The sequence below is a fragment of the Pedobacter roseus genome, from assembly GCF_014395225.1.
Taxonomy (GTDB): domain Bacteria; phylum Bacteroidota; class Bacteroidia; order Sphingobacteriales; family Sphingobacteriaceae; genus Pedobacter; species Pedobacter roseus.
Window position 1 is genome coordinate 1035391 of sequence record NZ_CP060723.1, and the last position, 12874, is coordinate 1048264.

General features: G+C 40.2%; 11 protein-coding genes, 1 tRNA gene and 1 riboswitch. Of the genes, 5 read left to right on the top strand and 7 right to left on the bottom strand.

Going from position 1 to position 12874, the window contains the following annotated elements:
• The first annotated feature begins 15 nt into the window (after positions 1 to 15).
• The 3 genes from H9L23_RS04770 to H9L23_RS04780 all read left to right on the top strand — a co-directional run bounded on the left by H9L23_RS04770 (position 16) and on the right by H9L23_RS04780 (position 3861).
• Entirely contained in the window at positions 16 to 1371 is a 1356-nt protein-coding gene (locus H9L23_RS04770) for an alkaline phosphatase family protein (RefSeq protein ID WP_187593900.1), read from the top strand.
• 183 nt (positions 1372 to 1554) lie between these two features.
• Positions 1555 to 2400, top strand: coding sequence for an AraC family transcriptional regulator (locus tag H9L23_RS04775; protein ID WP_187593901.1), 846 nt, complete (start codon positions 1555 to 1557; stop codon positions 2398 to 2400).
• Positions 2401 to 2535: 135 nt separating this feature from the next.
• Positions 2536 to 3861, top strand: a complete 1326-nt coding sequence (locus H9L23_RS04780) for an amidohydrolase (RefSeq protein WP_187593902.1) — start codon at positions 2536 to 2538, stop codon at positions 3859 to 3861.
• On the opposite strand, the gene H9L23_RS04785 is transcribed toward H9L23_RS04780, so the two are convergent.
• On the bottom strand, positions 3862 to 4356 hold the full coding sequence (locus H9L23_RS04785; RefSeq protein ID WP_187593903.1) for a nuclear transport factor 2 family protein: 495 nt from the start codon (positions 4354 to 4356) through the stop codon (positions 3862 to 3864). It abuts the gene before it with no gap.
• A 346-nt stretch (positions 4357 to 4702) separates the two neighbouring features.
• Here H9L23_RS04785 and H9L23_RS04790 point away from each other — a divergent pair, with 346 nt between their 5' ends.
• Positions 4703 to 4981, top strand: coding sequence for a hypothetical protein (locus H9L23_RS04790; protein ID WP_187593904.1), 279 nt, complete (start codon positions 4703 to 4705; stop codon positions 4979 to 4981).
• A gap of 90 nt (positions 4982 to 5071) precedes the next feature.
• The gene (locus H9L23_RS04795; RefSeq protein WP_187593905.1) at positions 5072 to 5347 is read left to right on the top strand and encodes a hypothetical protein; all 276 of its coding nucleotides are present in this window, start codon (positions 5072 to 5074) and stop codon (positions 5345 to 5347) included.
• Positions 5348 to 5508: 161 nt separating this feature from the next.
• On the opposite strand, the gene H9L23_RS04800 is transcribed toward H9L23_RS04795, so the two are convergent.
• The 6 genes from H9L23_RS04800 to H9L23_RS04825 form a co-directional block, all read right to left on the bottom strand.
• Positions 5509 to 6090 (bottom strand): DUF4833 domain-containing protein, encoded by a 582-nt coding sequence (locus H9L23_RS04800; protein WP_187593906.1) that lies wholly within the window; start codon positions 6088 to 6090, stop codon positions 5509 to 5511.
• A gap of 37 nt (positions 6091 to 6127) precedes the next feature.
• The gene (locus H9L23_RS04805) at positions 6128 to 6310 is read right to left on the bottom strand and encodes a hypothetical protein (RefSeq protein WP_187593907.1); all 183 of its coding nucleotides are present in this window, start codon (positions 6308 to 6310) and stop codon (positions 6128 to 6130) included.
• 83 nt (positions 6311 to 6393) lie between these two features.
• Positions 6394 to 6494: riboswitch (SAM riboswitch) on the bottom strand.
• A gap of 14 nt (positions 6495 to 6508) precedes the next feature.
• A tRNA-Cys gene (locus tag H9L23_RS04810) sits at positions 6509 to 6579 on the bottom strand.
• 1465 nt (positions 6580 to 8044) lie between these two features.
• On the bottom strand, positions 8045 to 9685 hold the full coding sequence (locus H9L23_RS04815; protein ID WP_187593908.1) for a TldD/PmbA family protein: 1641 nt from the start codon (positions 9683 to 9685) through the stop codon (positions 8045 to 8047).
• A gap of 201 nt (positions 9686 to 9886) precedes the next feature.
• Positions 9887 to 11203 carry a TldD/PmbA family protein gene (locus H9L23_RS04820; RefSeq protein WP_187593909.1) on the bottom strand — a complete coding sequence of 439 codons (1317 nt, stop codon included), beginning with the start codon at positions 11201 to 11203 and terminating at the stop codon, positions 9887 to 9889.
• A gap of 2 nt (positions 11204 to 11205) precedes the next feature.
• Entirely contained in the window at positions 11206 to 12840 is a 1635-nt protein-coding gene (locus H9L23_RS04825) for a TldD/PmbA family protein (RefSeq protein ID WP_187593910.1), read from the bottom strand.
• Positions 12841 to 12874 lie beyond the last annotated feature (34 nt).

Below are 12874 nucleotides of genomic sequence, written 5' to 3' on the forward strand. Positions count from 1 at the left end.
CGTAAAAATAATTTTATGAAGAAGATAGTTTCGCTGATCGCCTTGCTTTGGCTTTCGGTAGGGTATTTATCGGCCCAGGAGAATCACGTAGTATTGATTAGTATAGATGGTTTACGTCCCGAATTTTATTTGGATCCACAATGGGGCATGGTTAACGTGCGTCAGGCAATGAACAAGGGCTCTTATGCAGAAGGTGTGCGAGGTAGTTTTCCTACTGTAACCTATCCTTCGCATACTACCATTGTAAGTGGCGTACTGCCTGCAAAACATGGTATTTATTATAACACACCGGTTGAGCCGTTGGGCGTTTCGGGCAAATGGTTCTGGTATTACAAAGATATTAAGGTACCGACCATCTGGACAGCCGCTAAAGATGCGGGTTTAACCACCGCAGGTGTAAGCTGGCCGGTTACCGTGGGTGCACCCATTGATTATAACCTGCCTGAATATGTAATTCTGCCACAGGGAAAAGGAGAAAAGAAAGATGAAATTAAAGCCATGTTGCAGGAATCGAACCCGAAAGAACTTTTTCAGGAAGTTCAGGATAATGCCATTGGTAAATTTGGTGAATTTGGTGCGTCGATCGATTTTTTTACCAGTGATCAGAATAAATCGAGAATGGCAGCTTATATCCTGAAAAGGTATAAACCCGCTTTTTTAGCCTTGCACATTGCCTTGCTTGATCATTTTGAACATGAGCAGGGCCGCGATGGCGATAAGGTAAGATCGGCCATTGTTGGTGCCGATGTAGCCGTTAAAACCATTTTAGATGCAGCAGAAGCAGCGGGTATTAGTAAAAACACCACTTTCATTATTACAGGCGACCACGGTTTTGTTGATATCCATACCCAGGTTAATCCAAATGTAATGCTGGCCAAATTGGGCTTATACAGCGATACAAACAGGGAAGCCTGGAAAGCTTATTTTCAACAGAGTGGTGGTTCTTCTTTTCTGCATTTAAGGGATCCAAAAGATAAAGCTACTTTAGAAAAAGTTAAACTGGCTTTAAACGAACTTCCTGAGGGTATTAAGAAAACATTTCACGTATTGGATAAAGAAGCAATAACCAAAGCACAGGGCGATCCGAATGCATTTATCGCATTGGCTGCAAATCAGGGTTTTAGTTTTGGTGCTGCGGCATCGGGCGAAATGCTTACCCCTGCAAGTGGAGGTACACATGGATATCTGCCAACTGATTTTAAGGAAATCCAGACTGGTTTTGTTGTTTTCGGTAAAGGCATTAAACAGGGCACGGTATTGCCATTAATGGGGCAGGAGGATATTGCGCCTTTAATTGCAAAATTGTTAAACCTGAACCTTAAAACCGACGGGGTTTTATACCCGGGTTTGCTGGCTCCGGTGAAAAAATAATTGATCGTCATTCCCAACCCGATAGCTATCGGGTCTATTGGGAATCTTAATGCAATCTGCTTTAAGATTCCCGCCTGCGCGGGAATGACGATTTTTTCTTTTGGATCGATACAGTTAACGCTTCAATCTATTTTTTCCCATCATCCATTTCCCGTTTTCCATCCTAAATGGTAATTTTCCCCAATGGATGCGATTTCAGATTTCCCCACGCTCGATATCAGCGAATTTTGGCCCAGTCAGAATGCGGGGAATAATTTATTATATCATGAAATAATCGGGAAAAGGCATATTGAAAAACCGCACAAGCACGATTTTTTCCTTTTTATGTTATTTGAAGAGGGGAGTGGTGCTCACAGCATCGATTTTATAGACCATCAGGTTACCGGAAAACAATTACATCTCTTATTTCCGGAACAGATCCACAAATGGGACTTGTTGAAAAATACGCATGCACATCAATTGATGATCAGCAGGAAGATATTCGAAACCCTGGCTAATGCCTTGCGCTTTTCGTTGATTCTGTATCAAAATGATCCGGTTATAAATTTAAGTACTGAAGCTTATCAGAACATTTTGCAGGAGTTTCGGCAAATTAAAAAGGAGCTTGTAAAACCCGTTGTGTTTTGGGAAATGATCCACACCCGGATCAAACTGATAGCCCTCATGGTTAGCCAGGAAGCAGAAATAATTTTTAATCAGCAAACCGTTTATCAAACAAAACCGATACTGTTTAAATATCGGTCGCTGATTGATAGTCATTATAAAACAGAAAAACTGGTTGCATTTTATGCCAATCAGTTGAATATTTCGGCAAATTACATGAATATCCTTTGTAAAAAACATTTTAACGTATCTGCCACAGCCATGATCCACGAAAGAGTGATCCTAGAAGCTAAACGGGCTTTATTAACGACCGAAAAACCTATTAAAGCAATAGCCTTCGATCTTGGCTTTTATGATGTCGCTTATTTTTCTAAATTCTTTAAAAAACACACACAAATTACGCCACACGCGTTTCGGGAGAAATGATAAATTTAACTATTTATTATCCTTTAATTGTTGAAAAATATACCGTTAGTTATAAATAATACAATTTTTGAAATAAATTCTACCATGCATCAATCATATAGGTCATTACATTTGTAATAACAAAAACCTGTTACGATGAACCCACAATCAATCTCCAGAAAAGATTTTATAAAAAGCTCTTCTATTTTGCTGGCCAGTAGCTGCATCCTCTCAGCAGAACAGACCAGGGCAGGCGAAAATGTAGTAGAAAATTTTGCAGATAAAACCCTTGTCCTAAAAAATGTTAGGCTCGAAACCGGCTTTGAATATGATGGAGACGATGTAATCCATACCAAAACCGAACTTTTTACGGTAGAAATTGAAAAGGGTAAGATCAAAAATGTGCTGCCCAACCAGCCTAAAACAAAAGCGATTGACGCGAAAGGATTGTTGATGCTCCCCGCTTTTAGGGATATGCACATCCACCTGGATAAAACCTATTATGGTTTACCCTGGCAGGCGCACCTTAAGAAAAACAAGTCTGTTAAAGACATGATTGCTTTTGAGCAACAGGTAATCCCGGAATTGTTAAAAACCTCCATTCCGCGAACCGAAAAGCTGATCGGACTGCTTCAATCATACGGTACCAGTTTTGCAAGGTCGCATGTAAATATAGATCCTACTTCTCAACTCGATTCCTTAAAACATTTACAGCTAGCATTAGCAAATAAAAATAAATCTTTTGGAGCCGAATTGGTCGCTTTTCCTCAACATGGTATTTATTACACCAAATCAGCTGATTTATTAATAGAAGCCGCTAAAATGGACATTGATTTTATTGGTGGACTTGATCCGACTTCTATTGATGGAAGTATTGAAAAACATCTAGATTTTGTGGTGCAGCTGGCCCTGGATAATGGAAAAGGCATCGATATTCACCTTCATGAATCAGGTGAATCCGGAATGAAGACCATCGAATACCTGATTGGTAAAGTGAACGAAAATCCGGTTTTGAAGGGCAAAACCTATGTGAGTCATGCTTTTGCCTTACGCTATCTCGATAAAAACAAAGCTGAAGAAATTGCCGAAAAACTTGGTGCTGCAAAGGTGGGTATTGCGTCAACCATTCCACTTTCAAGTAGTCCGATGCCAATCCCAACGCTTTACAAATATGGTGTAGAGGTGCTTGCAGGTAACGATTGCATTGTAGACCATTGGAATACATTTGGTACAGGAAGCATTTTACAAAAAGCGAACATCGCTGCGCAGATTTATGGTTACCGTACCGAATTTGAACTTTCGAGAATATTAAAACTGGCTACGGGTAATATCCTTCCTTTGGATGATAATGGAAAGAGGCAATGGCCGGTAACGGGAGATCAGGCCAATGTTGTGCTGGTTGATGCGAGTTGTTCTGCTGAAGCGGTTTCGAGGGTCTCAGCAGTTAAATCACTCATCCACGATGGGAATCTGGTTTTTTAATTAGTCGCTGTGCATTTCATCATGGCCATAACTGATTACACGTGCTAATTTCCAACCCCCATCTTTTAACTGCCAAACCTGCACAAATTTATAGGTTCCGCTTATTTTTTCTTTTTGCCCCTTGTTGGTATGGTAAAAGCGGTGAATCCCGATTTCGACCGCGCCATAACCTTTTAAAGGGTGCACTTCCAAACTGCTTTTGATCAATTCCCTGCGGATGTGATTCCCCCGTGCACACATTTCCTTAATTGATAACATTTCTATGTTTGCACCAACAGCTAATCCGCCCAGATCATGGTAAAATTCAAGATCATCTTTAATAAATTTTCTATAGGTAACCGTATCGCAGTTATTAAAAGCGTTAAACAGAAGGCTATCTGCTTTTACAATTGCTTTATAAAGACTATCGGGAGCGATTGAAGGACTTTTCTGAGCAAAACTTGTATTTATTAAAAAGACTGTAAATAGGATAGAAAGAAGGAATTTGTAATTCATCTGGTTTATTGAGGGAATTATTTTTTATAACTATACTAATACATGATGTTTTAAAGAACTGGGCTTTCGTAGCGTTATGGCAGTAAAGCTAACTTAATTTTAATCGCTTTTTACATCCCTTTTTATTAAATCTTAAATATTTAGTTAACTTAAACGTATGGTTAATGTTAGTCCCGAATTACAGCAAGAAGCGCAGTTACTCATTGCCAAGAATCAGAAAATATAGGCAGTAAAGTTAATTATCGATCATACCCGCTGCGGTTTAAAGGAAGCGAAAGATTATATAGATGGCTTACAGATTGGGTTCCGGAAGCCCACGATAAGTCCTGCTAATCTGGATGAACAGGTGTTGGCTATCTTAAGTCAGGGCAACAAGTTAAATGCCATTAAATATTATAAAGATGCCACGGGTTCGGGACTTGCAGAAAGCAAAGATTATGTTGAAAAGCTGATGGAGCACAAGGTTGGTGGCATTGCTGCACGGCAAAGCAGGGATACCGATATTAAAAATATCATTTCTGATCATGCAATAAATAACTCAAGTACACATAAAAAGATTTTGATTAAACTATTGATTAGTATACTAATAGCAGTAGCATTGGTATATCTGATGTTTCAATTTTAACCTTATGCATATTGCAATATTTCTGATAGAATGAAAATGAGCGCTTCAAATTTCTTATCTTGATATTACACACAAATAAATCTTAAGAATATGAAAATCACATTAGACACGAAATCCCTTTTGTTAGGTTTTTTGGGCGCTGGCTTAATGTTCACCGCCATCAGTTTTAAAAACGCACAGGATCAGACCGGAGGAAGGTACCATACCGAAGTTAATGCGGGCAATATGGTGGTTATTGTTGATAGTGAAACCGGAAATTATATTATTGCGCCGGATATGCGTGACATTGGAAAAGTACAATGGATAAAAGGTGAGTTCAATAAAACATTTAGTACTGCAATTGACAATCAAAAAGAACAGAAATAATAGTTGTTTGTCATTGCAGAGATCGTCATTTCGAGCAGCCCCGGTAGCTATCGGGTGCAACGAAGTCGAGAAATCTAAAAGATATAATGGAATAGATTTCTCCGCTGCGCTTCAGTCGAAATGACGCCTTTTTAGATTGTCATCTTAAGTGGGTCGGAAGATTATTTCACACTTATCCGTTCCACAATCGGTTTTCCAGTTGCTTCGTCAATTCCTTCCACTTCTGCATATTTTACATTGGGAAGCCAGAAACTTCCACCCTGTATCCTGATAAACAATCTCATAACCCTGATCATGCGGTTGTTTATCGTTACCGTAACATGATAGCTTTTATCACTGGAGCGCTGTAAATAAAAAGGCAGTTTTTTGTGCGATACAAATCGAAATTCATATTTATCTGTTCCTAAGGTTTTCACATCAATTCCATAGGCAAATTTGCTTTGAATATAGCCAAGATCTTTCTTTTGCCCCTTTTCTCCATAGCGGATCCAATATACCTGAATGGGATTATCAGCATTGAGGCTGCCATTTTCTTTCAGATTTAGCGCATAAATAAGCGTATTCGTATTCGGATCGCGCTGAAGGTAAAACAGCATGTGATCTACATTTTTAGGTATAGGAAAATTAATGGGGGAGGGATCTTTTGATTGTGCACGGGTTTGTACTGCGAAGAGAACAAATGTTAAAACGATAAAAAGCAGGCTTTTGGTCGGTATTGAAAATGTAGGTGGTATTAAATGCATTTTAGATTTTTTATATGAAAGAGCAGTTTGTTTTAGCTCAGGTTTCTGTTTTTTCTTGATCATCTGCAGGAGTTTCTTCTTCGCTTTTTTTTAACTGTTCATTATAAAGCCGGTCTGATTCTGCCTTACAATGTTCATAATCATTTAATTTTTCGCAGGAGGTGTTTCCGTGTATCTCAAAAAAATCCCTGATAGATGGGTAATCAAAATGAACTGACATTTCTTAAAATTTAGGTTACCAATTTCAGAAAGAGGGGATAGCCGTTGATTGTTTGTTGAAGACAGTTATAGTAACCATTCTCAAACTCATCTTTTCTGCTACCAGCAGATGGAATTAGCACCTTGTTGCGAAACAGGTTGCTAAGACATCAAAGGGCCATTCCCTCCGTCTTTCTTGATAAGTATGTATATAATTCAGACGTCATGGACGGAATCGAACCGCCGTACTAGGTTTTGCAGACCTTTACCTCGCCACTCGGCCACATGACTATGCGTTCTTTTCAATTAGTTTTTTATTACTTTTTGAATAAGACAAAGCAAAGGTAAATAATAATTACTATAAATTCTATAGAAATAGTAGTTATTTTAATATGTTTTTTTTTCTGTCATCCTGAGGGATAATTTATTTTATAAAAATCAATATAATTGACAGAGATATTTTTTAGATACAGGATAAGCTGCGAAAGACCGTCATTGCCAGCTCGACTGGCAATCGTAATGCCTTGGTAGGATTTGCAATTGCATTAAGATTCCCGCCTGCGCGTGAATGACGGGCGATTTTTAAATCTGTCAATCGTAGTGCAACGAGGGATCTTTAATAAGCAACTTTATATTTAATAAAAGATTCTTCACTGTGTTCAGGATGACAGCATGTTATGGGAAATGAATGATAGGAGGGCGTAAGTTCTGTGTCCTCTGTGCTTTTCTCTTTGTGAACCTCTGTGGTTGAAAGATGAAAAGTGTAGAATGAACGATGGATTGAAAAGGCGCTGTGTTCTTTGCGGTTAATGATGGAATGCACCAGCGAAGCAAAATCTATCGAGATAGATCTCTCCATTCCACTGCGTTCCAGTCGAGATGATGAAACTCTCCACTAACAACCATTGCTCAAACCACTTCAATTGTAAATTATATCGCTTTAAATCAGTATTTTAAGAATAAAGTCTATAAAATCTATAGGAATACTTGTTTAAATTGCGTGAAGTTTATACTTTTACAAAAAATTACAACAGTTTACCAGCAAATCTACGTTCGATATGAAACTCCGCCGTCAACCTCAGCCATATTCTCTGATCCATTTCTCAGGTCAGTATAAGTGCTGTTGCCGCTAATATAAGCTAAGATACGGATCACCTGATAAAGGTTTTCATTCAGATATTCTCATTTATAATCCTGGTACCCCGGGGCATTTTGATAGAATATTATGGTGGTCATGTATTTCAGTCAATAAGTTGCCGGGGTATCAGGAAAAGCCCAAACTAATCACCACCACTAGTTTCGGTTTTACGCTAATTAATTACCACCATTAATTAGTTAATTTATACAGGAGAAGGGAGAGTCGGTCATCGTTAAACTTCCAGCAAATTCCAGTATGAAAAAGTGCTCACACTGATCTGGCAATAGATTATAAATTAACTGGTAACCAGTAATATGCTTTTTCTTGTTAAGGATTAGATTAAAGTATTGGAGCTATAAACAGCCTGTATCCATGTTATATGGTTTCAGTAGGTTATATTATTAAAACGCATATTAACATCATCATTAGATGTATAAAAAAACTCCTGGCTCACAGGTTTATATTTGGTTAGAAGAAGGGGCATTTCTGGATAGAATGCCCCTTTGTTATTTTGAAACCTAAAGTTGTCGTCATTGCGAGAAGGGTTTTTCAGCCGACGAAGCAATCTTAAACTATGGGTTCGTCGTACCTCTTCGCAATGACGAGTTTTTTTGAAACTTAGCCCAACTTCCTCCCTGTATTAATAACATTAACGCCATTAAAACGGGTGGTGGCGCTGCCATGCGAAACGGCACTTGCCTGTCCGGGCTGACCTTTTCCATCTGAGAATGTTCCGCCCAACCGATAGTCATTTTTATCGCAGCGCTGCACACAGGAGTTCCAGAATTCTTGTGTATTGGCCTGATAAGCAGCGTCTTTAAACATGCCTACAATTTTTCCTTCCTTAATTTCATAAGCAAGTTGTGCGCTGAACTGGAAATTATAGCGCTGCTGATCGATGGAATAAGAATTCCGACCGAACATGTAAATGCCTTTTTCTACATTTTTAACCATATCTGCTGCGCTCAAAGCCGCATTTCCGGGAGCTAAGGAAACATTTGGCATTCTTTGAAACTGAATACTGTCCCAACTGTCTGCATAACAGCAACCCTGCGATGCTGCCAAACCCAAAATATGCGCCTGATCGCGTATGGTTTGGTAATTCACCAAAATTCCATCTTTAATAATATCCCATTTGCCACATTTTACGCCTTCATCATCATAACCCACAGCACCTAATGAGCCTGTTTCCAGTTTATCAGCAATAATATTAACCTCTTTACTGCCAAAGTTGAATTTTTTCGATTCCCATTTGTCCAGTGTTAAAAAACTCGTGCCGGCATAATTGGCTTCGTAACCCAAAACACGGTCGAGCTCGGTAGGGTGACCAACTGATTCGTGTATGGTTAAAAATAAATGCGAAGGATCCAATATGAGGTCGTATTTGCCAGGAGCAATAGGTTTTGCTTTTAATTTTTCGTCTACATGTACGGCGGCTTCACGTACATCTTCGAGGATGTCGTAACGCTTTTTGTACATCGTAACCGGACCGCCTTTAATTTTTTCTTCGTCTTTAGGTTTAAGGTATTCAAAACCCATACCCATTGGTGCGCTTAAGGCATTTCTGGTTTCGAATTTACCACTTGCCGCATCGGTTTTGGTCAGCGTAAAAGTTGGCCATATCCGGTGGATATCCTGATCGATATAAGAACCATCGGTTGAAGCAAAATATTTCTGCTCATTGATCATGAAGAGGTTAGAACTGATGTACTTAGCGCCACCTTTCATGGCTTCGCTGTTTACTTTTAAAAGAAGATCTACTTTTTCTGCAATGGGTACTTCAAAAGCATTAATTTCGATTGGTGTTTTCCAGCTTACCTCGCCAAAACCCTTTTGAGGAGCTAATTGAACAGGTTCTTCCATCAGTTTGGCATTTCCTTTTGCAATGGCTACGGCAGTTTCTGCAGCTTTGGCAATGCTGGCATCATCCATATTATTGGTGGCGGCAAAGCCCCAGCTTCCGTTGGCAATTACGCGTACGCCCAAACCATAAGATTCGGAATTGGAGATGTTTTCTACCCGCGTTTCCCTGGTCGCCACAACCTGGTTCAGGTATCTGCCAATGCGTACATCGGCATAAGTTGCACCTTTACTTTTTGCGGCGTTGAGGGCAATATCGGCCATTTTTTTCTTTAAGGCAACATCAACAGGAGTTAAAGATTCTTCAATAGAAATGATTTTGCCAAAGGCAGGGATGTTGGGTATCATGCTGGCACCGAGGCCAACACCTGTCATGTATAGGAAATCTCTTCTTCTCAATTTTAAATGTTTTTATAAGTTGTTTTCGGCCCTTCGACTCCGCTCAGGGTGACATTCATCGAAAGGTCGTCATCCGATAGCTATCGGATCCCGCGCAGGCGGGAATCCTAAAGCTATGCATTAAGATTCCCAATCAACCCGATAGCTATCGGGTTGGGAATGACGAACCGCCTGAAATTGTATCTCAAAATGAGAAATATGTTAAATCGCGTCTGATAATGACGTAAAAGTAAAATCCCTTATTTTCATTGGTGGAATTAATCCACTCCCTGTTCTTACGGGTTTACCCAAAGCCTCAACATTGTTGAGCATAATCACCGGACTCTCATTAAACCTGAAATTCTTGATCGGGAATTTAATTTCACCGTTTTCGATATAAAAAGTGCCATCACGGGTTAATCCGGTCAATAATAGGGTTTGTGGATCCACGGAACGGATGTACCAGAAACGGGTAACCAATATGCCTTTTTCAGTGCTTTTGATTAAATCCTCCAACGATTGTGTTCCACCTTCGATGACCATGCTGCGGCTAAATGGAAGCGGTTGAACATTTTTTTGTGCGGCCCAATACCTCGAGTAAGACAGGTTTTTAACTATTCCTTTTTCTACCCATTGCGTTCTTTTTACAGGCAAACCTTCTCCTGTAAAAGTTGAAGATGGGATTTCAGTGTTCATGGGGTCAGAATAGATATTTACGTTTTCTGAGAACAATTGTTCTCCTAAACGTGTACCACCACCCTTTTTGCTCATAAAGCTACGGCCTTCGTCAGCACTTCTGGCATCAAACCCCCTGAACATATTACCTATAATATCACTGGCTGCAAGCGGTTCTAAAATAACAGTATATTTTCCGGGCTCAATAGCTTTTGCACCTGCAGAACCATTGGCTTTGCTCGCTGCAATTTTGCTAAGTGCCAGGGTATCCATTTTGTCAAGATCATTAAAACCTTGCTCAACATAACCTGATCCTGTTCCCTGTTTGTTCCTAACGGTTACCGAAAAAGAAACATCAGTGCCTTTATTGTAGGCGAACAAACCTTTAGAGTTCATGATCGCGTTAAAACGGGTTGAGTTTTCTAAGAAACCGGCAGCATCTAAACCAGCTGCTTTTGACACACTTAAACTTTTTCCAACCATTTCGGCTCTGGTATCAGGCGTCATGGCGGCAGTTTTAGCATTGTATGTATTCGATTCGGCAAAAGTCTGTGGACCTAATGGCGGCATAAACTCAGGATTTTCTGGTGCCAGCATGGCCAGTTCCTCGGCTCTTTTTACCACTTTTTGCAATGAGGCGTCATCAAATTCGTTAATGGTAGCTACACCTGTTTTTTTACCAAAAGTTGAGCTTACCCCTAAACTCATGGTACTGATCTGCCCTGCGGTAGATACGGCATTACGTGCATAACGGATATTTCCTCCGTCAGAACCGTTTAAACTCACTTCACAGGAATCGGCTTTAGAAAAACCGATTACTTTTTTTAATATCGCCTGGGCTTCTTCTTTACTTAATATGGCCATAATTATATTTTTCTTGCTGTATTGATAACATTAACTCCATTAAACCGCGCAGTAGAACTGCCATGAGAAACGGCACTGCTTTGAGAAGGCTGACCTTTTCCATCATTAAACGAGCCACCTAAACGATAATCGCTTTGATCGCAGATCGAATTGCAGGAGTTCCAAAATTCTTGTGTATTGGCCTGGTAAGCTACATCGTTTAGCATGCCCACGATTTTACCTTCTTTAATTTCGTAGAAAATCTGTCCGCCGAACTGGAAATTATAGCGTTGCTGATCGATAGAAAAACTGCCATCGCCGATGATGTAAATGCCTTTTTCTACATTTTTGATCATATCATCTACACTTAGTTTTTCTTTGCCTGGTTGAAGTGAAACATTTGGCATCCGCTGGAACTGTACATCATCCCAGCCCTGCGAGTAGCAGCAACCGTTAGATTCGGTTAAACCGATAATGTGTGCCTGATCGCGGATGGCCTGATAGCTTACCAAAACCCCGTCTTTGATCAGATCCCATTTTTTGCATTTTACGCCTTCATCATCGTAACCCACAGCACCTAATGATCCTACCTGGGTTTTATCGGCCACAATGTTTACTTTATCGCTGCCGAATTTAAATTTTTTTGATTCCCATTTGTCTAAAGTTAAGAAACTGGTACCCGCGTAATTGGCTTCGTAACCCAAAACACGGTCAAGCTCGGTCGGGTGACCAACAGATTCGTGAATGGTTAACCAAAGGTGTGAAGGATCTAATACTAAATCGTATTTTCCCGGTTCAACCGATTTTGCTTTTACCTTTTCGTTGGCTACACGGGCGGCCTCTTTTACATCTTCTAGCATATCGTAACGGTCTTTATAACGGGTTACAATACCGGTAACTTTATCTTCGGGGCGTGCATGCATATACTCGTAACCTTTTCCGCTTGGTGCGCTTAAGGCATTACGGGTTTTAAATTTACCCGACTCGCGGTCAACCTTAGTTACATTAAAAGTAGGATAGATGCGGTGAACATCCTGATCGATATAAGAGCCATCGGTAGAGGCGAAATATTTCTGCTCATTAACGGCAAAAATAACCGAATTTACAAAGTTGGCACCGTTCTGCATCGCTATATCGTTCACATTCAAAAGCAGGTCTACTTTCTCTTTTACCGGAACTTCAAAGGCATTAATTTCGATCGGTGTTTTCCAGCTTACTTCACCATAACCCTTTTGAGGGGCAAGCTGAACAGGTTCTCCCTGGATCTTCGCATTGGCTTTTGCCACAGCAACTGCTTGTTCGGCCGCTTTGGCAATGGCATCTTTGGTTACGTTGTTTGTTGCGGCAAAGCCCCAGCATCCATTAGCCAAAACGCGGATACCCACACCATACGATTCGGTATTGGCTACACCTTGAACACGTTTTTCGCGGGTGGCTACAAATTGATTCAGGTAACGTCCGATGCGGATGTCGGCATAAGTTGCGCCTTTCGATTTTGCGGCATTAAGGGCAACGTCGGCCAGTTCCTTTTTAATTTTTACATCCACTCCATCTAAAGCCTGTAAGGGGTCTATTGGAGTTCCGAATGCAGAAAGGTTGGGAAGGAGTAAGGCACCCATACCCATTCCGGATAAGTAGAGGAAATCTTTTCTTTTCAATTGGTTTAGTTTAGTTAGTTTACGTTCTCAATAT

What these genes read in the sequence shown, in the direction of transcription:
- H9L23_RS04770 (WP_187593900.1), top strand. Translation starts at nt 16, where the DNA reads ATGAAGAAGATAGTTTCGCTGATCGCCTTGCTTTGGCTTTCGGTAGGG.
- H9L23_RS04775 (WP_187593901.1), top strand. Translation starts at nt 1,555, where the DNA reads ATGGATGCGATTTCAGATTTCCCCACGCTCGATATCAGCGAATTTTGG.
- H9L23_RS04780 (WP_187593902.1), top strand. Translation starts at nt 2,536, where the DNA reads ATGAACCCACAATCAATCTCCAGAAAAGATTTTATAAAAAGCTCTTCT.
- H9L23_RS04785 (WP_187593903.1), bottom strand. Translation starts at nt 4,356, where the DNA reads ATGAATTACAAATTCCTTCTTTCTATCCTATTTACAGTCTTTTTAATA.
- H9L23_RS04795 (WP_187593905.1), top strand. Translation starts at nt 5,072, where the DNA reads ATGAAAATCACATTAGACACGAAATCCCTTTTGTTAGGTTTTTTGGGC.
- H9L23_RS04800 (WP_187593906.1), bottom strand. Translation starts at nt 6,090, where the DNA reads ATGCATTTAATACCACCTACATTTTCAATACCGACCAAAAGCCTGCTT.
- H9L23_RS04805 (WP_187593907.1), bottom strand. Translation starts at nt 6,310, where the DNA reads ATGTCAGTTCATTTTGATTACCCATCTATCAGGGATTTTTTTGAGATA.
- H9L23_RS04820 (WP_187593909.1), bottom strand. Translation starts at nt 11,203, where the DNA reads ATGGCCATATTAAGTAAAGAAGAAGCCCAGGCGATATTAAAAAAAGTA.